A 24,663-nucleotide genomic window follows, 5' to 3' on the forward strand; every position below is an offset into this window, starting at 1 on the left:
CCGGCCGATCCGCGCCAGAACGCGGCGGCAGTGCCCATGTCCGGCGAGCCCCCCAAGGCCACCGTCACGACGCCCGCCAGCAGGGCGCCGGTCAAGCCCGGTCATATCGTGTTGCCGCGGCATTCGGAAACACCGAAGGGTGATCCGCAAACCCGGGCGCTTCAACTCGGTCTTTTGGCCGCGGGCGTGTATCATGGAACGGTGACGGGCAAGGACAATCTGGCAACGGCGAACGCCGTAAGGCTTTATCAAAAAAAACTGGGGCATCCGACGACCGGTCAACTGACGCCGGACGAACAGAAGGCTCTGACGGGCGGATGAGAAAATGACGCTTCGCGGGAAAATCTATGCGGCGACGGGTGCCGCAACCCTGATCGCTTTTCTGGCCATGTGGGGGCTTATCCACCACGAGGGCAGGGCGGCCCGGGTCTCCGCCGCGGAAGCGTCGGCGCGGCTTATGGTCGCCCAGGCGGACGTGACCGATCGCTATACGCGCGAGCAGGTGGCACCGCTTCTCGATCGCGTGGCGGGGGCAAAGGTCGTCTTCATTCCGCAAAGTACCGGTTTTTTCACGATCGAGAGCGAGGCCCGGCTTCTGGGCGATGCGCTGCCGGGCTATGGACTCCGGCGTGTGGTGCTGGATTCAACCGGCGTGACGGATGGACCCGATAGCTGGGAGCGCGATGCCATCATGCGTCTGCGCGGCGAGAAAAAGGGCGAACCCTACAGCGAGATTCGCGCGCCAGGGCGCCTGTCCTACGTCATGCCGCTGACGATGAGCGATGGCGTTTGCGCAACCTGTTACACCTCCAAGGCCAGCGCACCGATTGCCATTCGCGATGCGTTTGGCACGGCACACGGTTTTGACCGCAAGGCCGGCGAAATCGTCGGCGCGACGATCGCCACCGTGCCGGTTCCGCCCGCACCAGCCTCTGAGACAACATGCGTTCTCCTTGCTGCACTGGTGATCGCCGCGCTGGCGGCGGTCTTTTGCGCCGTGGTGGAAGTCGCGCTGCTGCGTCCGCTTTCGAGAATCGCCGCCGTGGCCGAGCATGTTTCTCTTGGAGTGGAAGGTGTGGAAGAGTTCGATACGCGCGAACCCGGCGAGCTGGGCGCGCTGGCACTGTCGTTCAACCGTTTGCGCCGCAGCATGGAGAGCGCGATCGCCCTGGTCGAGTCATGACGGCGATGGATATTCCCGCGCGCATCGGGCGCTTCCAGATCGAGGCGGTTCTCGGACGCGGCGCGATGGGGGTTGTCTACAAAGGACATGACGAGCATATCGATCGTCCGGTCGCCATCAAGCTTATCCGGGCGGACCTGCTGGACGGTGAAGAGCGCGAGAGTTATTTCCGCCGCTTCCAGAACGAGGCGAAGATCGCCGGACGCTGCGTGCACGCCAACATTGTCGGGCTATACGATTTTTCGTTTCACGAGGGTAATCCCTATCTTGTCATGGAGTATGTGAACGGGATCGGCCTTCAGCAGGCCCTGCCGCGCGGCTCCCTGCGCAGCGAGGGAGAGGTTCTGCCGATTGCCTTGCAGGTGCTGGACGCCCTCCACTACGCGCATGAACGCGGAATCGTGCATCGTGACATCAAGCCGGCCAATATCCTGATTTCGGCTGATGCGAAGCTCAAGATTACCGACTTTGGCATCTCCCGGCTCCTGAGCACGGAACTGACCATGACGCCGCTGCTGATCGGCACGCCCAGCTATATGTCGCCCGAACAGTGCATGGGCGCGCCGCTTGACGGTCGTTCGGATCTGTTTTCGCTCGGCTGCGTGTTGTATGAGCTTCTGGCCGGTCAGCGTCCGTTCAAGGGGGCCAATTACACGGACACGATCCTTGGCATCATCAGTCGCTCCCACGTGCCCTTGCAGGACATTCGTGACGATCTGTCGCCGCAACTGATTGCGGCCATCGACACCGCTCTGGCCAAGAAGCCTGAAGATCGTTTTCCGGATGCCGACACGTTCGGTCGTACCCTGGAACAGGTCATCGGCGGCTCTTTCAGGGTGCCCGCGTTGCCGCCGATTTTCGCCGAAGCGGTGGCAATGTCGCGGGGACGGCGTACCCCGGAGCACGCGCCTCGTTCGGACGAGTGGAACGACGCCTTCCCGATGGCCGCTGTGGGTGACGATGCCGACACGGTGGTCGTGAACCGGGCCGCGAGCAAGCTGGAGATGCCGGCTCCCGCTCTCGACCGTTCTTCTGCGGACCGGTCCGGACCGCAGGTGTCGGATGTCTCGGACGACACGCTGGTGTGTCCGACATCCACGGTGCCGGAGCGGCCCGAACCAGACCACATGAACGTCGCGGAGGCCGTTGGGACGGTCTCGCCACCGGAGGCGGGCGTCGACGCAACGCCTGATGTCTGGCGGCCCGGGCATGCTGTCGCCCAGCCTGACGCACCTGCGAGCGTCACGGCCACAGGCGACGCGACCGTGGAGGAGACTTCGGACGGCACGCCACTGACCGACGATGGCGTGCCGGAGTCGCCCCCCCCGTTCACAGCCGTTCCCGATGCGGCCGAGGACGCGCCGCGCGATTGCGTCGATCCTCCGCCCCCCGATACGGCGCAGACGGCTGTCGTGGCACGATCGGCGTCGGACGATCCAGCTGACCCGACATGTGGAACGTCGATTGGGGTGCCGTTGCCGCATCCTGCCGGGGAGCCTGTGGCAGAGCCAGTCGTGGGCCACGCCGCCGTGGACGCGGTGGCCGCGACGAGAGGCCCTGTGCCCGTTCAGGCTGTGGCAGAGGTACGTGCCAACGGGGTGGCGGACGCCGACGACCGGCACGCGTGGCAGGAATGGACGACCATGTGCCTGGTGCGTGTCATCGGCCCGATCGGCCCACTCGTCGTCTCCCGGCTGGGACGCGACACCGACGCGGAGACTCTTGTCGAACAGTGCTCCTTGTTCATTCGCAATGCGGACGAGCGGGCATCGTTTCTGAGCCTCGTCGCCGAAGGACCGAACCGGACCGGGAGGCCAGGGCCATGATCACGCGTGCTGGCCCGACGCCTGAGGAATGGATGCTTGTGCACGTTGAGCCGTCCGCGCCGCGCCGGTGTTTGCCCAGCGGCCGTTCCGGCCGATGCGGCGGCCGGTGCCGTTCGGATCGGAGAGGGTTGAGCGGCACGGAACGGCGCGGGGCACCCTGCGCGCCAGCGGGCTGGTCGCGGACCAGTGTTCCATGTTCGGCATGAGAAAGGCTCGAGACCTCTCGATGACGAATTTGCAGGAATACAGCTATTACGCGACCCACAAGGGGCCGTTCCGGACCGAGAACCAGGACGCGCTGGTCTGTCGTCCGGATCTGGGCGTCTACGCGGTCGCCGATGGCGCCGGCGGTCACAAGGGAGGCCGTTACGCGGCCACGACGATTATCGACGCGATCGCAACGATCCCGCCGGATGTGCCCCCCGGAGACAGGCTTGGAACCGTCCGGCGCGCCGTCAACGCGGCGCACCAGCACCTGCGGGAGCACACGGCGGTCACCGGGGACGATGCCGTCTCGACACTGGTCGTCCTGTTGCTGGCTGGCGATTACTTCGTCGTTCTCTGGGCCGGGGATTCGCGCGTTTACCTCCGTCGTGACGGCGAAATGATCCAGTTGACCCATGACCATAGCCTTGCGCAGCAGATGGTCGATTCCGGCTCGCTGTCCCTGATCGAAAGCCGTCACCATCCGAATGCCAACATCATCACGCGCGCGGTTGGCGGTGCGGAGGCGGAGCTCAAGCTCGACAAGCGTACGGGCGTCGTTCTGCCGCAGGATCGCTTCCTGTTGTGCAGTGATGGCCTGTTGAAGACGATGGACGAGGACGAAATCAGCTATTTCCTCGGACAGGACGGCGACGTTGCGGAGCGTATGCTCGCTACGGCCCTGCGGCGGCGTGCGCGCGACAACGTGTCCGCCGTGGTGGTCGTGCGTCCATGACGGAGGTGGAGCTGTCCTCCGGGGCCGGCACTCTTCCCAGGACGGACGGGTTGTCGGTTGTCCTGATCGACGACGATCACGAATTCCGTTCGGCGATCGGCAATTATCTGGCGATGAACGGGATAGAGGTGTGGTCGTCCAGTGGCCCCGAAGGTCTGCACGACGCGGCACCGGACTGGTCCCGGACCGTTATCGTCCTCGACCTTCAGCTGGGCGGCCTGGACGGGATTGATGTCATGCGCTCCCTGCGGGCCGCGACGGACGCGCCGATCATTCTGGTGACGGGCCATCGAATTTCGGAGATGGACCGTGTCATCGGGCTCGAGCTGGGAGCTGACGATTACCTTGTCAAGCCGTTCGGGCCCCGGGAACTGCTTGCCCGGATCCGTGTTCAGGCGCGCCGGTATCAGGAATTTTGCTCTGTCCGGGACGGACAGGGCACGCGCGCGGAGCCGGAGGACCTCAAGAGTGCGGGCGGCCGACGCATCTATGCCTTCAGTGGTTGGGAACTCGACCGGCGTCTTCGGATTCTCAAGGATCCGTCCGGCCATGTCGTCAAACTGACAAAAGGCGATTTCGCGCTTCTGCTGGCGTTTCTCGACGCCCCCGGCCGGCCGCTATCGCGCGAATATCTGCTGAACGCCACGCGGGTGCATGAAGACGTGTTCGACCGCAGCGTCGACGTCCAGATCCTCCGTCTCCGGCGACGCTTCGACAAGGGCGGGGGCGCCGGAGGACGGAGCGGGCGCGAGATCATCCGGACTGATCGCGGCTCGGGCTACGTCTTTACGCTTTCGGTCGATGTGGAGTCCGGCGACGGTTCGTGATTTTGGTAATGGGCGGTGCGTCACGCGGACGCGTTGACCACCGGATGCCTATAACGCTTCCGCGGCGAGAGGTGTCCTCCCATAGGTGGCCGGTATCCTGACAGCCGCCACGCTGCTTTCAGGCCCACTCACGGAATCAACACGGCGGCGCCGTCGAAGCGGCCGTATCGAAGATCATCCAGCGCCTGGTTGGCGTCTTTCAGGGCGTAAGGCGTGTTCGTGACCCGGATCCCGATGTCCGGCGCGATCCTGAGGAAGTCCAGACCGTCCTGTCGGGTGAGGTTGGCGACGGAGACGATTTCGCGCTCCTCCCACAGCGCGTCGTAGGAAAACGCCGGGATATCGCTCATGTGAATCCCGCCGCAGACGACCTTTCCCCCCTTGCGGACGGCCTTGAGGCCAGCGGGCACCAGAGCGCCGACGGGTGCGAACAAAATGACGGCGTCGAGCGGGTCAGGCGGTTCCTCGTCCGAGCCCCCGGCCCAGACGGCCCCGAGCGAACGGGCGAAGGCCTGCTTTTGGGTGTCCCCCGGCGACGTGAAGGCGTACACGTCGCGTCCCTGCCAGCGGAGAACCTGCGTGATGATGTGGGCGGCGGCGCCAAAGCCGTACAGGCCGACTTTCTGTCCGGAGCCGGCCTTGTTGAGGCAGCGCCAGCCGATCAGCCCGGCGCAGAGCAGGGGGGCCAGATCCCTGTCGTCGCCCTTGTCGCCCATCGGAAACGCATAGCGCGCATCGGCGACCGTCATCGTGGCGTAGCCGCCATTGCGGGTGAAACCGGTGAAGAGGGGATGATCGCACAGATTTTCCATCCCGTGCGTGCAGTAATGGCAGCGCCCGCAGGTATGACCGAGCCACGGCACACCGACCCTCTCGCCCACGGACAGGCCGGTGACGTCCTGGCCGATCCGGTCGATCCGGCCGACGATCTCATGACCCGGGATGACGGGCAGCATTGCATGGGCCAGCTCGCCGTCCGTGACATGCAGGTCCGTCCGGCACACGCCGCACGCGCCGATGCGGATGCGGATCTCATTCGGCCCGGGCTCCGGGTCCGGAAGCTCGACCCACTCGAGCGGCGTGTGATGGGCTTTCAACTGCATGGCAAACATGGGTAGTGACTCCCTGTGCTTTCACGGCGGCACGTCGGGCCGTCCTGTGCCGCGATCACGTCCGGCCGCACGTGTCCCACGCCAACGTGGACGGCAATGCGGCCCATCGTCGACGACAACTCTGACCCCGACCGGTCCGGGGGACGTCGTGCCGAAGCCGGTTACACGCGTGGCCTCTGGGGGCAAAGGCCGTTCTTGGCACGCCCATGTCGCAGGCCTTACGACGACGTCGCGAGGCCCTTGACCGTCTCGACCATTTTGGACAGCACGGCCTGCGCGTCCCCGAAGACCATAGCGCAATTGTCCTGAAAGAAGAGCGGGTTCTGAACGGCGGAATAGCCCATGCCCATGCCGCGTTTGATGACGAACAGCTGACGGGCCTTGTCGGCGTTGAGAATTGGCATGCCATAGATCGGAGACGACTTATCCGTCCGCGCGGACGGGTTGACCACGTCGTTCGCCCCGATGATGAGGGCGACATCGGTGTCGCCGAAACTGTCGTTGATGTCCTCCATGTCGTAGATCATGTCGTACGGCACACCGGCTTCGGCAAGCAGCACGTTCATGTGGCCGGGCATACGGCCCGCGACCGGATGGATGGCGAATTTCACGTCGACGCCGGCCGCCTGGAGCAGCTTGACGAATTCGTACAGCTTGCCCTGGGCCTGCGCGACCGCCAGCCCGTACCCTGGCACGATGATGACCGTGGAGGCATAGCGCATCGTGGTCGCGGCGTCGCCGGGGCTGACCGACTTGGCGTCCTTCTGCGGACCCGCGGCCGCGGTCGCCGCGACCTCGCCGAAATTGCTGAACAGAACATTGGAGATGGACCGGTTCATGCCCCTGGCCATCATGACCGTTAGCAGCGTGCCCGCCGAGCCCACGACCATGCCCGCGATCATCAGGGCCGGCTCGGCCATGACATACCCCTCGAGTCCGACCGCAAGACCGGTGAAGGCGTTATACAGCGAGATCACGACCGGCATGTCCGCGCCACCGATCGGAAGGGTCATGCAGATGCCGCACAGCAGCGCGCCGGCGAAGAACAGCAGGGCCATCAGGCCGCCCCCGGGCTGGTGATACTGCGCGACCGCGAGGACGCCCAGTACGAGGGTCAGCACGAACACGACCGCATTGACGATGCGCTGGCCACCAAAGCGCAGGGGCCTGTTCATCCGGCCATCGAGCTTGGCCCACGCGATCAGCGACCCGGAGAGGGACATACTGCCGATCAGGCCACCCGCGACCGTGACCAGAAGCTGGCCGATGCCCGTGTCCGTCGGGCCGGTCAGCGCGATGACCGACACGGCCGCCGCCGCACCGCCGCCCATGCCGTTGAACAGGGCGACCATCTGCGGCATCGCCGTCATGGCGACGCTGCGGCCTTTCCAGCCGGCCCAGCCCCCACCGATGACCAGCGCGAGGATGGCCAGGAAGACGTTCACCACGATGTGCGGGCGCGCGGCGTCGGACACGCCGAAAATCTGCAGAAAGCTCGCCGCGACGACGAACAGCATTCCCCACCCGGCCGTCACGATCCCCGATACGGCCGTGACCGGGGACGACATGCGCTTGAGCCCGTAGACAAGCAGCCCCGAGGCGATCAGGCCGCTGAGCGCGACACAGTAGGCAAGGACGATCATGATCTGGCTCCCGTCACCGGCATACCCTGCGCAGGAGCGGCAGGTTTGGTGCTGGGCTTGAACATCGCGAGCATCCGGTCGGTGACGACATACCCGCCGACCACGTTGCCGGCGCCGAGCATGACGCCCAGAAAGCCGATGACTTGTTCCAGAACGGATGACGCGTTGAACAGGGCGCCCAGCGCGCCGACCACCACGATGCCATGGACGAAGTTCGAACCGGACATGAGGGGCGTGTGCAGGATCGACGGCACGCGGCTGATGACCTCGTAACCCGTGAAGGCCGCGAGCATGAAGATATAGAGGGCGATGACAAAGGTCATGGCGGTGATCATCGGACGGTCTCCTTCCCGGTATGGCCGGTGTCAGGCGTCACGGCAGGGGCGGGGGCAGGCGGGGCGACGGGGGGCGGAGCGGGCGACGTCGGGTCGATCGCGGCGCGGACGCCGTCATTGGTGATGTAGCCGTCATGCGTCAGGGCGGTGCCGGCGATGACCTCGTCGGTGAAATCGGGGGCTAGACCATGCTCTTTGGTGATGAGCTGCTGAAGCAGATGCATGATGTTCTTGGCGTAGAGTTCACTGGCCTGTTCGGCGAGCATGGACGCCACGTTGACGGGTCCCACGATGGTCGCCGGGCCGACGCGCACGGTCTGCCCCGCCACGGTGCCTTCGCAGTTGCCGCCGCCTTCCGCGCCGAGATCGATGATAACGGCACCGGGTTTCATGGCGCTTATCTGCTCCGCGTCGATCAGGCGGGGCGCGCGTTTGCCGGGAACGGCGGCGGTCGTGACGATCAGGTCCGAGCGGGCGATGTGCTCGCTGAGAATCGTGCGGACCTTGTGTTTTTCGTCGTCGGTCAGTTCCCGGGCATAGCCGCCCTGGCCTGTGGCGTCGACGCCGGTATCGACGAACTTCGCACCCAGCGACTGGGCCTCCTCCCGGGTTTCGGGGCGAACGTCATAGCCTTCCGTGACGGCTCCGAGCCGCTTGGCGGTCGCCAGGGCCTGAAGCCCGGCCACGCCGAGGCCCATGACCAGCACCTGTGCAGCGCGCAGCGAGCCCACGGCGGTGGTCATCATGGGCAGAATCTTGGGCATGTGCACCGCGCCCATCAGCACGGCGTAATACCCGGCCAGTGTGGCCTGACTGGACAGGGCGTCCATGGCCTGCGCGCGGGAGATGCGGGGCACCAGTTCCATGGCGAAGCCGGTGATTTTGCCGTCCCGCAGGGCTTTCACCAGATCGGGATTGTTGCGTCCGTAGACGAAGGACACAAGGACGGAGCCCGGCTTCATGGCCCTGACGGTGTCAAGGGATGGCGGCTGCACGGCCAATACGATATCCGCGTCCGCCAGCAGCGCGTTCCGGTCCGGTGATACGGAGACACCGGTGTAGGCATTGTCGGGATAGGACGATGCCAGGCCGGCACCGGTCTCCATCGAAAAGGCGATTCCGAGCGGCGCCAGCTTTTCGACGACTTGCGGGATGAGCGCCACGCGACGTTCGCCGCCTTCGTCGCGTTCCTTGAGGACGGAAATCTTGACAGTCATTGGCTATGATCCTGGGTCTGTCGTCATGGCGCGGTGTTGCCGGAGAGTGGCACAACATCGAGGTTGCGCCTTGCTTGGTACGACGATGCCATGGCCCCGGGTCCGAGGGCATTGATGGAGGTCAAGGCTGTGACGCCTCCGGGCACGGGCACCGTTTGACGTCGGTGTCGCGATGACGCGACTTTACTGTCCGGCCGCCGACCGTCCATGCCGCGTGACGTGCCCGATCCCGCATGCACCTGATCGACACGCGGCGAACAGGCCACCAGTTGAAACGGTGTGCCGGAACGAGGGCGGACGGAGGCGCTGCTCCCCCATACGATAGAAGCGGATGTGGCTCGACTGGCTTTTTACAGGGGCTCGCCGCACGGGGTGTCCTGCCTCAGCACTCCGGAAAATTGACGGCCAGACCACCGAGCGAGGTTTCCTTGTAGCGGTGGTTCATGTCGCGTCCGGTCTCGGCCATGGTGCGGATGACCTGGTCGAGGGAGACATGGTGCGTGCCGTCGCCATGCATGGCGAGCGAGGCGGCGTTGATGGCCTTGACCGCTCCGAAGGCGTTGCGTTCGATGCAGGGGATCTGCACCAGGCCGGCCACGGGGTCGCAGGTCATGCCCAGATGGTGTTCCATGCCGATCTCGGCGGCGTTTTCCACGTGCAGCGGGTCGGCGCCCAGTGCGGCGGCGAGCCCGGCGGCGGCCATGGAGGACGCGACCCCGACTTCGCCCTGACACCCGACCTCGGCGCCGGAAATCGAGGCATTGAGCTTGAAAAGGCCGCCGATAGCGGCCGCCGTCAGCAGGAAGTCCCGCATGCCCTGACGGGCCGCAACGGGCGAAGCCTGGGGGCAAAAATCCCGATAGTAGCGCAGGACGGCGGGAATGATGCCCGCCGCGCCATTGGTGGGGGCGGTGACCACGCGTCCGCCCGCCGCGTTCTCCTCGTTCACGGCGATCGCGAACAGGCTGATCCAGTCCATGATCCCGTGGGGTGATTGGGCGTTGACGGACTCCTGCGCGCGCAGTCGCTGGTGCAGCGCGGCAGCGCGGCGCCGCACTTTCAACCGGCCCGGCAAGGTACCGCCATGGCTCAGTCCGCGTTCGATGCACGCCATCATCACGTCGATAATCTGGTCGAGATAGGCTTCGGTCTCAGCGCGCGGGCGTAAGGCGCTCTCATTGGCCATGACGATGTCGGCAATGCTCAATCCGCTGCGCTTGGTCTGGTCCAGGAGTTGCGCCCCGCTGACGAAATCGAACGGCACGTCGGGCTGCACGTAGCCCGCGCTCTCGGTCGCATCTTCATGGACGATGAAACCACCCCCGACGGAGCAGAATCGGGCGTGCTCCAGAAGGTGGCCTGCGCTGTCGAGGGCCTCGAACTGCAACGTATTGGGATGGACAGGCGGTGTCGTCTCGCGGTCGAGAACCAGATCCACCGCCGGGTCGAAAGCAATGCCGTGCCCGTGAATGCTGATATAGCGGCAAGCGTGCACGTCCGTCACGATGGCGTCGGCCGCGTCCGGATCGACCGTCTGCGGACTTTCGCCGCACAGCCCCAGAATAATAGCCTTGTCCGTAGCGTGCCCCTGCGCGGTCCAGGCGAGGGAACCATACAGCGTGACCCGTAGCCGGGCGACCCTGTCGGCCTGTGTCAGCGACGCGGCAAAGCGCTGTGCGGCGCGCATGGGCCCGACCGTGTGGGACGACGACGGACCGATACCGACTTTGAAGAGGTCGAACAGACTGATCATGCTTCTCTCGGCAAATGGCGCTTGGGAACCTTAGCGCCGAAAGTACAAAGCGCGAAGCGGTCACCGCATGCCCTAACCTTGGCCCGCGTATGATTTTCGTTGGTGGCGGCCATGCGGCGGATGTCAGTGATGCTCCGATCTCGCTGGCACCCACGCCGCCGGTGTTCAGGCCGGGCCGCCGGACGTGACGGACAGTCAGGCATCGTTCCGCTGTTCGCGTTACGCCGCGTGGCCTTACCGTGTTGTGTGACGGGTCGGGCACAGCGGCATGCGCTCGGGTCAGGAGCGGCTTGCGGCGGTGTATACGGCGAGAGAGCACCGCGTCCCGTGTGTCCGCCATGGCGTCATGCCGGCGATTATCGTTGGACATAAGGGCCGCCGGCTCGACCTGCGATCGGTGGCCCCAATCCAGGCAGGGATTCGAGTGCTTTTGCGCAAGGACGCACACCGCACGTCGCGGCTGTGTCCAGCGCGAGACTCGGTCGTCGGTGTATCGGGCCGTTTTGCCGGTCCGACACACCTGGAGGTCATGAGGGCTGAGCCCTGTTGCCGGGGACGGTGCGTTTTAGAAGCGGTACGAAATGTTCATGTAATAGAATCCGCCGTTGAAGCCGATCTGTTGTCCATAGCGGTCATATTTGGCCTGCCCATAATAGGTGGCGGCATAGGGCACGCGTGTGGGATACGTGTTGAACAGGTTGTTTGCGCCGGCCGTGACGGTCCAGCGGTCGGCGGGGCTGTATGAGACGGCAAGGTTCGTGATGAAACGGGCATGCGCCGTGTAGGGCGCGAACACACTGGTCGAGTAGGCGTTGGCACCCTGCTGGATCGTCATCTGGTCGAAGATATGACCGTAGCGCATCTCATGCAGGTTGATGTTCCAGCGTCCCTTCGTCCAGTTGCCGCCGAAAATCAGCACGTTACGCGGTGCATCGGTGGTCAGGTACGCAATCTGCTGAAGGTTCAGCAAGGAGCGGCCCAACGCGTTGGTTCCGGTATGGCGAATGCTGGTCTCATTCAGGTTCAGGGCAACGTCGAGGGCAAGCCGGCCGTTTTGTCCGAGGTCGATGCGATAATTGCCCGTGATGTCCACACCGCGTGTGCGGGTGCTCGCCGCGTTGGTCAGATACGAGGCCGAAATACCGGAGAGGGATACGTTGGTAGGCAGGGAACGACCGTTCGCCTCGAAGGCTGCGACGGCCATCGCGCCGCTATACGTCCCCCCATCCATGATGCGGTCACGGATGTCGAGCTGGTAGGCATCGACGGCAATATCAAGATTGTGCAGCGGGTGCAGGACGAACCCGGCGGTGACGTTCGTCGAACGTTCGGGTTTCAGATCATTGGCGCCGAGTAGTTTTGCCCCGGGTGAGCTGGGTGCGAGTTCACCCGTGGCACCTGTGGTCGTGACCGTCGCTGACGTATGGTACTCTTCCGCAAGCGTCGGTGCACGGATCGAGTTGTTGATGGTGCCGCGAATGCCGAACCATTTCGTGATGTCGTAGCGTGCCGCGACCTTGCCGGCCTCGGTATTGCCGAAGTCCGTGTAGTGTTCGAAGCGGCCGGCCATATCAACCTGCAACTGTCTGGTCAGGTGCGTCGAGACGTCGCCATAGACGCCGTACACCACGCGCGAATGTGTTCCCGCACTTTGCGGCTGCACGCCTGGCACGGCCTGCGAACCACCCAGAGTATAGGACTGGTAGCTTCCGCTGCCGATCGAATAGGTTTCGAATCTCTGTTCCGCGCCCAGCGCTACGTTGACCGGGAAAGCCCAGAACGAAGGCCTGAAGCTGCGCTTGAGGTCGAAATCGTTTGTCAGCTGCGTGGAGGCGGAGTCCGTGAGGTGAAAGCTGGTGTCGGTGGCGCCGGTTGCCGCGTAGATACCGGTATTCGCCGACTGCTGCATGCCGATATTGGTGCGATCGCCGCCGTAGGTGCTGCTCAGGTCCCAGTTCCAGCCTAGAAAGTTTCCGCCTCGCAAGCCCAGGGTTGCCGCATAGTCGTTTTCGGTGATGCCAAGGATGGGAGAGAAGCCGTTTGGATAGACTGTGGGCAGCGTGGACGGCAGACGATAGATCTGGAACGTGCTGGCGTTGCGGTGTGCGTAGGTCAGCGTCGTATACGCCTCGATCCCCGAGGTGACGTGGTAGCCCGCATTGATCGCGGCGGAAATCCGGTCGCTGAGGGGATCGCCGATCCAGTGGCTGTCCAGCAGGCCCGTGCGTGTGTCCACACCCGTGCGATCGGTACGCTCACGATGCTGATAGCTCAGTCCGGCATGCAACCAGCCCCGGCTTCCTAGCGCGAAGCCGTGGTCGATGTTCAGGTTCTCGGTAAAGCCGTCACCGGCACTGTACGCTCCGGCCTCGTTCGACAGGGTGCCGCCATGATCGTCGCTTTTCAGGATGATGTTGACGACGCCCGCCACCGCATCCGAGCCGTACTGCGCTGATGCGCCGTCGCGCAGCACTTCGATATGGTCGATCATCGACATCGGGATCATATCGATGTCGACCGGCGTCGACCCGCGGAAGGGGCCTGCATCGGTCTGGATGTTGGTGGTGGTGTGACGGCGCTTGCCGTTCACCAGGATCAGCGTCTGGTTCGGGCTTAGTCCACGCAGGTTGATCGAATCCGTCAGCGCGCCGACGGTCGTGCCCTGCGTCTGATGATTGACGGACGGCAGCAACTGCATCAGGGCGTCGCGCACGTTCGTCTGCCCGGTGCGGGCCAGTTCCCGGGCGGAAATGACATCAATGGGGTTAAGGCTTTCGCGCGCCTTTTTCCCGGTCTCGCGGGTGCCGGTCACGATCACGGCTTCGCCGGCGCTGTTCTCATAGGCCGTTTTCGCGACCGACTGCGTACTTTGCGCGTGTACCGTTGCGGCAGGAAGGACGCAGAGGGCGGTAAACGCCAGGAGGACGAAACGTTTGGATGCCGTAATCATGACGAAATAACTACCCTACCAGGTAAAATATGTCTCGTGAGATATCAGAAAGAATACCATTAAAAATATCAATTAGTTCGATGCCGCAACGCTGCCCTCGAATCTGCCCGACCATGTCGGGAATGATCAATTATATCCTTGCATTTCATGTACTTAGAGATGAATGTGATAAATATGATACAGGCCGACGTTTTTTATCGGTCGGGATCATGCACCCTTTCAGATGCGCATCAGGAGTTCCGTCGCGGCCTGCGCGATCGATGCCATGACCGGGTCGATCACGGGCATGCCCAGTTCGGCCTGCAACGGCAGGCGATAGCGCCCGAGCCCCGCGCAACCCAGGATGACGACCTCGGCACCGTCGACGTCGCGCAACATGCGACCAACCGAGACCAGTCGGTCCAGCACGCCACCGCCCGCGAGCTCCGCGACGCCAAGGTCCAGCGGCCTGTCGCCCGCCATAAATGACGCGATCCCGAGCTGATGCAGATGAGTGCGATGACGCACGACGGAGGCTTCGACGATCGACAGGACGCCGAAGCGACGGGTCTGCGTCATGGCGTATCGATAGGCGGCCTCCGCGATGCCAATGATCGGCCGGCCTTGGGTCTCGCGCAAGGATGACACGCCGGGATCGGAAAAACATCCAATGACGAAAGCATCGGCGACCGCGTGCCCGACAATGTCACTCATCTGGGAGGCAACCGCGTGCACGTGGGCGTCCGTCTCGATACCCGGCGGCCCACCCTGATTGGTGATCCAGTCAAGGGTATAGGGAAGCGCGCGCGCCATTGCCGATACGCTCTCCCGCATCGAGGCCGTGACGTCGGCGGACGAGTTCGGATTGATGACAACTATCTTGGGCATGTCACTCACAACGTACTCCGGCGCAAAGCCTGTTTCGCATGCGGGCGGTATACGCATGAACGGCATTGATATACCAGTGGGAATATCTTATGATACGTTTCTGCTGCAGGATAACGGTTCTATAGTCCAGGGACCGTATCCTGATGAAAGGCTGGACGTTGACCAAGATCGCTTTAAGCCCGTTGCCCCGCATAGGGCCACGCCGCGAGCCCTCGCTTACGGATCAGGCCTACGCAACGTTGCGCCGGGAAATCATCACCTGTCAGCTTCCGCCGGACAGCGACGTGTCCGAACTGGAACTCGCCGAACGGCTGGGTACCAGCAAGACCCCTATTCGGGAGGCCCTCGCACGGCTGTCCATGGACGGGTTTCTGGATATCTTTCCGCGGCGCGGGTATCGCATCCGTCCGGTCACGATCAAGGACATCAACGATCTCTTCGCCGTTCGATCGGTTCTGGAGCAGACGGCGGCATCGCTGGCCGCGCGGAACATGACCGAAGAGGACCTCGATCTTCTGGGTCAACTGGCCCGGGCGTCCTACAGTGTGACTGAAGAAAACAGCATCGATTATTTCATTGACGCCAATCGCCGGTTTCATATCGCGATTGCCCATGGCTCCAGAAATCCACGGTTGAGTGCGTTGATCGTCAGCCATCTGGAGGAAAGCGAGCGCTTTTTCTATATCGGCGCGCGCCAACGCGACATCAATATGGAAACCAATCAGGAGCATGTGCAGATCGTGGACATCCTGCGCGGTCGCGATCCCGATGTCGCCGGAAAGACCATGGCCCGACATATCGAGAGCACCCGAGCCGGCCTGACGGCGTCCATTCTCAACGACCATTCCTCATCCGTGACACTCTGACTGTAGTCTGGGACCGCCATGCCTGCCGATCGCCGTGAAGACGTTCTGATTTCTGCCTCTGCGCTGGCTGGGCTGCTGGCATCGGACCAGGCGCCGTCCGTACTGGCGATCAGGTCGCCCGATACCGTCTGTCCGCGCCCGTTTCAGGCAGCCCCCCGTATCCCCGGCGCGCAGGATGCCGAAATGACGGTGGATTTCGCCAGCCCAAGCCATCCCCGCGATGGCGCGCGCCCATTGCCGGACGTTGCAGCACTGCAGGAGACGGTGCGCCGGCTCGGGTTGCGGAAAAATCGTGCTATCGTCGTCTACGATCATGACGGCAACCTGATGGCCGCGCGTGCGTGGTGGGTGCTGCGCTGGGCGGGTTTCACGCGTGTCGTGATGCTGGATGGTGGCTTTGAGGCCTGGGCGTCTGCGGGCTGTGCTGTGGTCACGGAGGCGTCCCCGCCACCGGTTCCAAGCGATGTCGCCATACAGCCGGGCGGGATGCCCGAACTCGACGCGGACTCGGCGGCACGGCTGGCGCGGAGCGGGGTGTTGCTGGACACGCGCATCGCCCCGAACTATCGCGGCGGCGATGTGCCGCCGGGGACGCCAGCGCGCGGTCATATTCCTGGTGCGATCAACGTCCCGGCCCCTGATACTCTGACGCCGGACGGCCATTTCGCCGATCTCGCGACCCTTCGATCGCTCTATGCCGCGACCGGTGCGGATGGCAACCGACCGGTGGGCGTCTACTGCGGGGCTGGCGTGTCGGCAGCCCACACGGTCGCGGCGCTGATGATGCTGGGGATCGACGCGCCCATGTATCCCGGATCGTGGTCGGCCTGGAGCGCCGACCCGTCGCGCCCGGTGGCCACCGGCCCCGAGCCCGGCTGACGGGTCGCGAGTCATCATGATCTTACCAGCCTGAAACGGAAAAAACGTTATGGATCGCATTATCCTGGGGCGCATCGTAACGCCGTCGGACATTATAGAAAATGGTTGGATCGGGATCCGCGATGGGGTGATCGCCGCCATCGGGCAGGGGCCGGCCCCTTCGGCGCTTGATGTCGTCGATGCCACCGGCAGCTATGTCATGCCCGGTGTCGTGGACGGGCAGACACATGCCGGCAGCTATGCTGGGCTGGCGGGTCTTGAATCAACGACGCGTTCGGCCATCGCGGGCGGCGTCACCACTATTGTCGACATGCCCTATGACAATCCGGAGCCCCTGAGCACGGTCGAGCGCCTGCGGGAGAAAGTGGCGGCGATTGAGACGCTGGCACATTGCGATGTGGCATTGTACGGCACGGTCATGCCGGGACAGGGGACGGCCGACATGGCGCCCCTGATCGACGGTGGCGTGGTTGCGTTCAAGATTTCGTCTTTTGAAAGCAGCCCTACGCGTTTTCCGCGCATTGCCGCTGACCAGACGAGCGACATTCTGGCAGCACTTGCCGAAACCGACATTCCGCTCGGCCTGCACAACGAAGATCAGGAGATGGTTCGGTCGGGGATCGCCGCGGCGCGGGCTGCGGGTCGGGACGGGATAGAGGCCCATTCGGACAGCCGCCCGATCGCCGCTGAGATGACTGCATCGGCTGCTTTTTTCGAACTTGGGGCAGCACACGGCGCGCACGCGCACATCGTGCATTTTACGACAGCACGAGGCATGGAGTTGGCGGATCAGTATCAGGCGCTCGGCTATCGCGCGACGGGTGAGACCTGCGTTCACTATCTGGTTCTCGATCCGCAGGAGCACGGACCGGCGCTGGGCGCGCGCATGAAGGTGAACCCGCCCATTCGTCCCGGGGCTCGAGATGGTCTGTGGAATGAAATCCTGCACGAGCGCGTGGCCTTCGTCAGTTCCGATCATTCGAGTTGGCCGATCGACAACAAGTTCACGCCCTCGATCTTCGACGCCGGCGCGGGCGTTCCCGGACTCGAAACACTGCTGCCCGCGTTTTTTACCGAGGCCGAGCGACGCGGTTATGACGCGCCCGCGCTGACGGCGGCGCAGTTGAGCGAGCGTCCGGCGAAGTTTTTCGGTCTGTGGCCGCAAAAAGGTGGTTTGTGCGTCGGGGCGGACGCCGATATCGCGATCTTTACGCCGGGCGAGCACGTCTGGGACAGCGCGGCGGCGCATGACGACCTGAAATGGAGCCCGTTCGATGGGCACCGTTTCACCGGGCGTGTCTCGCGCACGTATTTGCGCGGAGAAACGGCATGGGACGGCAGCGACGTCGTTAACAGGCCGGGGGCAGGTGAATACGTCCGGCGCGGCCTGTGGCACTGGTTCGCCTGAAGACGAAACGGAGGGCGAACCCGATGACATTCGATTTCGACGCGACCATCGATCGCCGTGGGACCGGCAGCAACAAATGGACGCGCTATCCCGCTGATATCCTGCCCATGTGGGTGGCGGATACCGATTTCGCCGTCGCGCCAGCGATTGTCGATGCCGTCCGCAGACGCGCCGAACACCCGGTTTTCGGCTACGCCGTCGCGCAGGACAGTCTGCGCGCGCAGATCGTCACGGAACTGCGCGCCCGTTTCGACTGGGTGATCAGTCCGGCCGATATCGTTCTGCTGCCGGGGGTGGAACCGGGCTTCAACATGGCGATGAAGGCGTTTCTACGCCCGGGCGATTCGATCGCGGTCCAGACGCCGATATACCGCCCGATCCTGCGCGCGCCGGGCCACTGGGGGCTTACGCGGCGTGATATTCGCCTCGATCCGGGTGCGTCGGGGGACTGGGCACTCGATCTTGCGCAGTTCGAGACGCAGATGGCCGGTGCGGGGGCGTTCCTGCTGTGTAATCCGCATAACCCGTCCGGAAAAGTCTATTCCCGGACGGAGCTTCTGGGGATTGCCGACATCTGCGCACGACACGATGCGTTGATCATCTCGGATGAAATCCATGGCGATCTGGTGTTCGACGGCCGAGTTCACACGCCGATCGCCAGCCTGTCCCCCGATATCGCGCGGCGAACCATCACCCTGATGGCGGCGAGCAAGACGTATAATATTGCGGGTCTGAAAACCGCTTTTGCCATCATCACCGATCCTGACATCCGTGTACGGTTCGAGGCGCATCGCCTTGGCATGGTCGACAGCGTCAACCTGTTCGGCCTGGTGGCGACCGAAGCGGCGTTGGCGGGCGGCGCCGAGTGGCGCGACGCGCAGCTTGCCTATCTGCAGGCCAATCGCGACGTTCTGGTCGAGACGATCCGCGCGACCATGCCCGGCATCACGCTGCATGCGCCGCAGGCGACATTCCTCGCATGGCTCGACTGTTCCGCACTTGAACTGGGCGAGGAGCCGCACGCCTTTTTTCTGCGCCATGCCAAGGTCGCACTCAGCGCCGGGAACGAATTTCATGAGACTGAAACGAAGGATTTCGTCCGCCTGAATTTCGGCTGCACGCGGGCGACCCTGCTTGAGGGGCTGGACCGCATGCGGCAAAGCCTCCAGCGCCGCTGATGCAGCCGCATCCGCCTGCCGGCACTAACGCATCGGTCCTGGATGTGGCCGCACTGACGGTCGCGACGCGGGACAACGCCGTCGTGATCGTGAACGACCTTACGTTGCACGTGCGGGCGGGGGAAATGCTGGCACTGCTGGGGGAGTCGGGTTGCGGCAAAAGCATGACGTCGCTGGCGTTGATGCGGTTGGCGGACGGGCTGAACACCAGCGGCCGTATTACGCTGCTGGGTCGGGATATCGCGACCTTGCCGGAGAAAGCGATGTCGCCGATCCGTGGGCGCGAGATCGCGATGATCTTTCAGAACCCGATGTCGGCCCTCAATCCGGTGCGCAGCGTGGGCCAGCAGATTTCGGAAACGATCCGCCGTCATAAGGGCCTGTCGCGCAAGGCCGCCCGACAGCGGGCGATCGCGTTGCTTGGCGAGGTGGGATTGGCCGACCCGGTGCGCTGTTACGATGCCTATGCGCACGAATTGTCGGGCGGCATGTGCCAGCGCGTGATGATCGCAATGGCCATTTCCTGTGATCCGGCGCTCCTGATTGCCGACGAACCGACCACGGCGCTGGATGTGACGATCCAGAAGCAGATCATGGACCTTCTCCATGCCTTGAAGATCCGCCGTGGCATGGGGATTCTCATGATTACGCACGATCTGGGCGTTGTCGCGGCCTATGCCGATCGGGTGGCCGTAATGTATGCCGGGCGCGTGGTCGAACAGGGCGATGTGCACGCCCTGTTTTCGGCCCCACACCATCCTTACACGCGTGGGTTGATGGATTCGATGCCGGATCTGGCGGATACGTCCGATCGCTTCCATGCCATTCCCGGCATGGTCCCGGAGTTGCGGGCCCTCCCGCCGGGATGCAGTTTCGCACCGCGCTGCACCCGCGCCGACGTGCAGTGCACACACGTTTTCCCTGGGCACACGATGGTCGACCGGAATGGGTTCGTGCGCTGCTTTCACCCCCTGCAGGTGGCGGCGTGACGGCCCTCCTGCGGTTCGACGCGGTGACGAAGTCCTACGGCCGCCCCTCGCGCTTTCCCTGGCGAGGGCCGGCCGCGACCCCGGTCCTGCACGGTATTTCGCTGACGGTCGCGCGCGGCGAGACCGTTGGGATCGTGGGTGAAAGCGGCAGTGGAAAATCCACACTCGGCCGCATGGCGCTGCGGCTTGTCTCACCGACGCGGGGGCGTGTGCTTTTTGACGGGCACGATATCACCGCGATGTCCGAACGCGAGTTTCGGCCGTTTCGGTCGCGGGTGCAGATGATTTTCCAGGATCCGCATAACGCGCTCGATCCTGCCATCAGCGTTGGCGATTCGGTCTCCGAGGCGCTGGAGGCCACGCAACCCGCTCTGTCGCGCTCTGAACGGGGTGAGCGCGTGGCAGCACTTTTGCAGCAGGTGGGGCTGAACCCGCTGTCCGCCGGGCGTCGACCGCACGCGTTTTCGGGCGGCCAAAAGCAGCGCATCGGCATCGCGCGGGCACTGGCGACGAGGCCGGAGCTGATCGTCGCGGACGAATCGGTCTCGGCGCTCGACGTCTCGGTGCAGGCGCATATTCTTAATCTCATGCACGATCTTCGCGAACAGCTGGGCCTTGCCTATCTGTTCATCGCGCATGACCTTGCCGTCGTGCGGCGTGTCAGTCACCGGGTCGCCGTTCTTTATCGCGGGCGCATCGTGGAGGCAGGCGGCCGAGACGCGCTGTTCGACACGCCGCTGCATCCCTATACGCGGATGCTGCTGCGTTCTGTCCCGCGCACGCACCCCTTGTCGGAGGCGCCGGCGCCGGGCGCTCCCGCCGAGCCGCAGGAGCCCGTCGCCGGGTGTCCATTTTACACACGCTGCGCAGAGCGCATGGACATATGTCGCCACGTCGATCCGCCGGCCCGCACCGTCGTCGCCGGGCACGACGTCGCGTGCCACGCGGCATGACCGTCATGACAGACGCTTCAATTTTGCCAAAACCTGCTCTGACGTACGTGTGTGTCGATACGACGCGTGAACAGGGCGCGTCTTGCCACAAGGATCGGATCGCGCCGCGATGACCATTGACCTCGCACTGGCCCGACACCTGTTTGCCCGTCTTCACGAGATCGGGTTCGACGGTCGCGGCATGACGCGCGCATCGTACGATACCGGCGAAAATCAGGCCCATTCGCTGCTGGCGGCCACCGCCCGCGAGATCGGTCTGGAGGTCCACACGGACTGGGCCGCCAATCTGTTCATCACGTTGCCCGGCGAAGACCGGACGGCGCCGGTCGTGATGACGGGCTCGCACGTCGACACCGTGCCGCTGGGCGGCAATTTTGACGGCGCGGCCGGGGTGTTGGCCGGACTGGCCACGCTGTCTGGATGGCGGAACGAGGGGTATCGGCCGCGTTGCGATGTGACGGTCGTGGTCATCCGTGCCGAGGAGAGCGCCTGGTTTCCGGTGTCGTATATCGGCAGCAAGGCAGCGTTCGGTGTGTTGGACGTGGCGTCGCTCCATGTTCGACAGCGGGGCAGCGGACGCACATTGTTCGAGCATATGCGCCAGTCCGGCGGACAGCCCGATCAGATGGGACAAGCGCGGGTGCTGCACGCGGCGCAGATCGCGTGCTTCGTCGAACTGCATATAGAACAGGGGCCGGTCCTGATCGGCACCGATACCACTTTGGGTATCGTCAGCGGGATATGCGGCAGCCTGCGCTATCGCACCATCACGATCGAGGGCGACTATGCCCATTCGGGTGCCACACCGCGCGCGTTTCGTCGCGACGCGGTATTGGCGATGTCGGCGTTCATCACCCAACTTCAGCAGTGCTGGCTGGCCATCGAGGCCGAGGGCGGTGACATGACGTTGACGTTTGGCGTCTGCCATACCGATGCGGACCAGGCAGATTTCAGTACCGTCGCCGGCAAGGTTACCCTGTCGCTCGATGTTCGGTCGCGCGATACCGCATTGCTGACACAGATGGACGGTCACATTCAGGCGGCGCGCGCCACAGTGGAGGCGGAGTACGGCGTGCGGGTGACGCTGGGGGCGGTCACCGGCAGCCAGCCGGCCAACATGGACACGGCGCTTCAGTCGGAGCTCACGCAGGCGGCGCATAGGCATGGTGTTGCGGTGCGTTCGATGCCCAGCGGTGCCGGTCATGACGCCGCGATATTTTCGAATCAGGGCGTTCCTACCGCCATGTTATTCGTGCGCAACGCGAACGGCAGCCATAACCCGGACGAAGCCATGGACGAGGCCGATTTTGCCGTCGGCGCGGAGGTTCTCGCGACGGTGCTCGAAGCCCGTTCACGCTGAACCCACGCCGCCATTTTCACCCCAGCACGGGAGACCTCCCATGAAGATCTGCCTGACCGGCGATAGCATTCTCTTTCGACGCCTGAACAGCCTGACCGACCCCAAGATAGCGCCTCTGTTCGACAAGATCAGATCATGCGACGTTTCCTTCACAAATCTCGAGCTAGTGCCGAACGACTTCGAAGGTGATCCGGCACTCGATATGGGGGGGACGCATTTCGGAGCATCCTCGTGGGTCGTGGACGAACTGGCGGAAGCAGGCTTCGACCTGTTTGCTGCCGCGACAAATCACAGCCTCGATTACAGTATTTCCGGGTTGCGCAAGACGATGGAAGTTCTCGATCAGCGCGAGATTCTTTATTCCGGTATTGGAAAAAATCTCGAAGAGGCCCGTCGGCCGGCCTATGCGACGCATCCGCGTGGTACGGTCTCCATGCTGTCGTGCGTCTCCACCTTTGCGCGCGGACAGGAAGCTGCGGATCAGACGCAGGCGATGCAGGGCCGTCCCGGCATCAACCCGCTGCGCTATTCCACGCTGCATCATGTATCGGCCGAGGAGTATGAGAGGCTCGGCGCACTCTACGCCCGGCTGGGATTGCAGCAGGTCCGCGACGACAAGATCCAGCTCGGTTTCGCGTTTCCGACGCCACCGGGCATACTGGCGTTCGAGAACCTGAGCTTCACGATCGGAGACCGGACCGAAGTCCGCACCGCCCCCCATCCGGGCGACGTCGCGGCGATCGCCCGCTGGATCGGCGAGGCGCGTATGGTGTCCGACACGGTGATCGTCAGCGTTCATGCCCATGAAAGCGGATATAACGAGTCCGGCGTCATCGATGTGGAAACGCCGGCCGAATTCCTTGTGGCGTTTGCCCGTCGGGCCATCGACGAGGGGGCCGATATCGTGGCCGCACACGGTCCGCATCTGTTGCGCGGCATGGAAATCTACAGAGGCAAGCCGATTTTCTACAGTCTGGGCAATTTTATCGGGCAGAACGAACTGGTCGAGCGTCTGCCGGTCGAATCCTATGCCGTCAATCGCGTCAGTACCGATCTGACGCCGCATCGTGTCTACAAGGCGCGGAGCAACAACGATGCGAAGGGCTTTCCCGCTGAAACCCGTTTTTGGGAAACGGTCATGCCAATCTGCACGTATGACAAGGGTGTGCTGACGGGAATCGAAATTCACCCGATCACCCTGAACCTGGGCCCGGCGGCCCACGTGAGAGGTGTCCCGTCTCTGGCGGGTAAGGAGGAAGGGCCGCGCATTCTGGAGAATTTCGCCCGTCTGTCGGCCCCCTTTGGCACGCGTTTCGAAGCGGGTGGCAGCGAAGGCGCGCCAACCCTGAGCTGCACTCTTTCGGGGGCCTGACCGAATGGCGGACTGCTTCGTCGTGCAGCCGATCCATCCGGCGGGCGTCGACCTGTTGCGTGCCGCGGGCCACGACGTGCGGTTCGCGTCGTCGCCGGACATGGCCGTGGTGGCGCGCGAAATCGGCGATGCCCGCGCCGTCATCACGCGCGACGCCGGGATGGATGCGCGCGCCATCGGGGCGGCGCGTGATCTGGGTCACATCGCAAGCCATGGCGTCGGCGTTAATCGCGTCGATCTGATCGCCGCGCGTGCTCGCCAGATAATGGTGACGAACACCCCGCAGACCAACGTGCGGTCAGTGGCCGAGCACACCATCGGCCTGATGTTCGCACTGGCGCGACGGACGCTTGACGCCGATGCGGCCGTGCGTGCGGGCGACTGGGGGTTTCGCTACCAGCCCGGCCTGCACGAACTGCACGGCAAGACGCTGGGCCTCGTCGGCTTCGGCACGATTGCGCGGGCCGTGGCATCGATGGCGCGCCATGGGCTGGGCATGACGGTCCTGGCATGGTCGCCACGCACGCCGGAGGCGGTTTTCGAAGCAGACGGCGTAGCGCGCGTGCCGGATCTGCCGGATCTGCTTCAGCGGTCTGATGTGGTGTCCCTTCACCGACCGTTACGTGCCGACACGATCACCATGATCGACGATGCCGCGCTGCGCGTCCTGCGGCCCGGTGCGTTGTTGATCAACACGGGGCGCGGTGGCCTGATCGATGTGTCCGCGCTGGGCCGTGCGCTGGCCGATGGGCGGGTGGGGGCGGCGGCACTCGATGTGTTCACGACCGAACCACCGGCACCGGACGATCCGGTCCTGTCGCTGCCGCGCACTATATTGACACCCCATATCGGCGGCACGACAGAGGAGGCCATGCGCGCGACGTCATGCCTGTGTGCCCGGCAGGTGATTGACCGGCTGGCGGGCCGCACGCCCGACCACGTCGTTGCGTAAGCCCACAACGTCAAAATGGGCGTCGCGAAATTGACCTGGAGCGGCATACTAAT

The 24,663-nt window shown here is 64.1% G+C and carries 21 protein-coding genes; 14 read left to right on the plus strand and 7 right to left on the minus strand.

The features are described 5' to 3' along the window. From HUK82_RS03445 to HUK82_RS03465, 5 genes are all read left to right on the plus strand, one after another. A partial coding sequence (locus HUK82_RS03445; RefSeq protein WP_218061504.1) for a peptidoglycan-binding domain-containing protein occupies positions 1-321 on the plus strand: 321 nt, incomplete at its 5' end. Between the two features lie 4 nt (positions 322-325). Continuing rightward, complete coding sequence (locus HUK82_RS03450; RefSeq protein ID WP_176612610.1) at positions 326-1,183, plus strand: c-type heme family protein; 858 nt, start codon at positions 326-328, stop codon at positions 1,181-1,183. After that, positions 1,180-3,009 carry a serine/threonine-protein kinase gene (locus HUK82_RS03455; RefSeq protein WP_176612611.1) on the plus strand — a complete coding sequence of 610 codons (1,830 nt, stop codon included), beginning with the start codon at positions 1,180-1,182 and terminating at the stop codon, positions 3,007-3,009. Before HUK82_RS03450 ends, HUK82_RS03455 begins: the two co-directional genes overlap by 4 nt. Before the next feature lie 226 nt (positions 3,010-3,235). Beyond that, positions 3,236-3,949 carry a PP2C family protein-serine/threonine phosphatase gene (locus tag HUK82_RS03460; protein WP_176612612.1) on the plus strand — a complete coding sequence of 238 codons (714 nt, stop codon included), beginning with the start codon at positions 3,236-3,238 and terminating at the stop codon, positions 3,947-3,949. After that, positions 3,946-4,776, plus strand: a complete 831-nt coding sequence (locus tag HUK82_RS03465; RefSeq protein ID WP_176612613.1) for a response regulator — start codon at positions 3,946-3,948, stop codon at positions 4,774-4,776. Before HUK82_RS03460 ends, HUK82_RS03465 begins: the two co-directional genes overlap by 4 nt. A 128-nt stretch (positions 4,777-4,904) precedes the next feature. Here the strand turns inward: HUK82_RS03465 and HUK82_RS03470 are convergent, their stop codons facing one another. The 7 genes from HUK82_RS03470 to HUK82_RS03500 all read right to left on the minus strand — a co-directional run bounded on the left by HUK82_RS03470 (position 4,905) and on the right by HUK82_RS03500 (position 14,653). Beyond that, the gene (locus tag HUK82_RS03470; protein WP_176612614.1) at positions 4,905-5,888 is read right to left on the minus strand and encodes a zinc-dependent alcohol dehydrogenase family protein; all 984 of its coding nucleotides are present in this window, start codon (positions 5,886-5,888) and stop codon (positions 4,905-4,907) included. Between the two features lie 218 nt (positions 5,889-6,106). Then, complete coding sequence (locus HUK82_RS03475) at positions 6,107-7,531, minus strand: NAD(P)(+) transhydrogenase (Re/Si-specific) subunit beta (RefSeq protein WP_176612615.1); 1,425 nt, start codon at positions 7,529-7,531, stop codon at positions 6,107-6,109. Continuing rightward, positions 7,528-7,866, minus strand: a complete 339-nt coding sequence (locus HUK82_RS03480; protein WP_176612616.1) for an NAD(P) transhydrogenase subunit alpha — start codon at positions 7,864-7,866, stop codon at positions 7,528-7,530. Before HUK82_RS03480 ends, HUK82_RS03475 begins: the two co-directional genes overlap by 4 nt. After that, entirely contained in the window at positions 7,863-9,083 is a 1,221-nt protein-coding gene (locus tag HUK82_RS03485; RefSeq protein WP_176612617.1) for an NAD(P) transhydrogenase subunit alpha, read from the minus strand. The genes HUK82_RS03480 and HUK82_RS03485 overlap by 4 nt, the downstream gene beginning before the upstream one ends. 382 nt (positions 9,084-9,465) lie before the next feature. Next, a complete protein-coding gene (locus HUK82_RS03490) occupies positions 9,466-10,836 on the minus strand; it encodes an L-serine ammonia-lyase (protein WP_176612618.1) in 1,371 nt (456 codons plus the stop codon). Between the two features lie 565 nt (positions 10,837-11,401). Then, the gene (locus HUK82_RS03495; RefSeq protein WP_176612619.1) at positions 11,402-13,786 is read right to left on the minus strand and encodes a TonB-dependent receptor plug domain-containing protein; all 2,385 of its coding nucleotides are present in this window, start codon (positions 13,784-13,786) and stop codon (positions 11,402-11,404) included. Positions 13,787-14,005: 219 nt separating this feature from the next. Beyond that, on the minus strand, positions 14,006-14,653 hold the full coding sequence (locus HUK82_RS03500; RefSeq protein WP_176612620.1) for an aspartate/glutamate racemase family protein: 648 nt from the start codon (positions 14,651-14,653) through the stop codon (positions 14,006-14,008). Between the two features lie 158 nt (positions 14,654-14,811). Here HUK82_RS03500 and HUK82_RS03505 point away from each other — a divergent pair, with 158 nt between their 5' ends. From HUK82_RS03505 to HUK82_RS03545, 9 genes are all read left to right on the plus strand, one after another. Further along, positions 14,812-15,519, plus strand: a complete 708-nt coding sequence (locus HUK82_RS03505) for a GntR family transcriptional regulator (RefSeq protein ID WP_256126883.1) — start codon at positions 14,812-14,814, stop codon at positions 15,517-15,519. An 18-nt stretch (positions 15,520-15,537) separates the two neighbouring features. Continuing rightward, the gene (locus HUK82_RS03510; RefSeq protein ID WP_176612622.1) at positions 15,538-16,398 is read left to right on the plus strand and encodes a sulfurtransferase; all 861 of its coding nucleotides are present in this window, start codon (positions 15,538-15,540) and stop codon (positions 16,396-16,398) included. A 49-nt stretch (positions 16,399-16,447) separates the two neighbouring features. Beyond that, positions 16,448-17,806 (plus strand): dihydroorotase, encoded by a 1,359-nt coding sequence (locus HUK82_RS03515; protein ID WP_176612623.1) that lies wholly within the window; start codon positions 16,448-16,450, stop codon positions 17,804-17,806. A gap of 23 nt (positions 17,807-17,829) precedes the next feature. Further along, entirely contained in the window at positions 17,830-18,984 is a 1,155-nt protein-coding gene (locus tag HUK82_RS03520; RefSeq protein ID WP_176612624.1) for a MalY/PatB family protein, read from the plus strand. Further along, a complete protein-coding gene (locus tag HUK82_RS03525) occupies positions 18,984-19,973 on the plus strand; it encodes an ABC transporter ATP-binding protein (protein ID WP_176612625.1) in 990 nt (329 codons plus the stop codon). The genes HUK82_RS03520 and HUK82_RS03525 overlap by 1 nt, the downstream gene beginning before the upstream one ends. Next, on the plus strand, positions 19,970-20,926 hold the full coding sequence (locus tag HUK82_RS03530) for an oligopeptide/dipeptide ABC transporter ATP-binding protein (RefSeq protein ID WP_176612608.1): 957 nt from the start codon (positions 19,970-19,972) through the stop codon (positions 20,924-20,926). The genes HUK82_RS03525 and HUK82_RS03530 overlap by 4 nt, the downstream gene beginning before the upstream one ends. Positions 20,927-21,035: 109 nt before the next feature. Further along, entirely contained in the window at positions 21,036-22,286 is a 1,251-nt protein-coding gene (locus HUK82_RS03535) for a Zn-dependent hydrolase (protein WP_176612626.1), read from the plus strand. A gap of 40 nt (positions 22,287-22,326) precedes the next feature. Next, complete coding sequence (locus HUK82_RS03540) at positions 22,327-23,658, plus strand: CapA family protein (protein ID WP_176612627.1); 1,332 nt, start codon at positions 22,327-22,329, stop codon at positions 23,656-23,658. Positions 23,659-23,662: 4 nt separating this feature from the next. Further along, complete coding sequence (locus HUK82_RS03545) at positions 23,663-24,610, plus strand: hydroxyacid dehydrogenase (protein WP_176612628.1); 948 nt, start codon at positions 23,663-23,665, stop codon at positions 24,608-24,610. The last annotated feature ends 53 nt before the right edge of the window (positions 24,611-24,663 follow it).

It is taken from the genome of Ameyamaea chiangmaiensis (genome assembly GCF_013376175.1).
GTDB lineage: Bacteria > Pseudomonadota > Alphaproteobacteria > Acetobacterales > Acetobacteraceae > Ameyamaea > Ameyamaea chiangmaiensis.